This is a genomic window from Vibrio sp. 10N.261.52.A1 (genome assembly GCF_002876325.1).
GTDB lineage: Bacteria > Pseudomonadota > Gammaproteobacteria > Enterobacterales > Vibrionaceae > Vibrio > Vibrio chagasii.
In genome coordinates this window covers 1-331 of the sequence record NZ_MCYD01000471.1, presented here as the reverse complement: position 1 = coordinate 331, position 331 = coordinate 1, and the positions used below count along the sequence as shown (strand labels likewise).

At 31.4% G+C, this 331-nt stretch carries 1 protein-coding gene; it reads right to left on the bottom strand.

Annotated features, from left to right (window positions below; genetic code table 11):
- Window positions 1–255 (bottom strand): LicD family protein (locus tag BCT81_RS05580; protein WP_241908169.1); only part of this gene is annotated, 255 nt, incomplete at its 3' end.
- Window positions 256–331: the final 76 nt, after the last annotated feature.

Genomic DNA, 331 nt, shown 5'->3' with positions numbered 1-331 from the left:
ACAATATTCATCTAAAAGGTTAATTAATCTTTCCCAATCATATTGAGGTATACAAATATCGATATCATCATCCCAAGGAATTATGCCATTCCCTCTAGCTAGCCCTAAAAGGCTTCCACCATCAAGCCAGTAGTCAATATCATTATCATCGCATACCTCAGAAATTATCCTGACTAAGTTTATCATTGCTTTTTGATGTAACTCTAGTCCTTCTCTTGTATAGTATTCAATCCCATTACTATTAACTTTTAACATGCTAACTCACTTAAATTAAAACGATTATTCTGTAATTGTTTAAAACGCTAAAGACTTTAAATATGTAACTCAAACT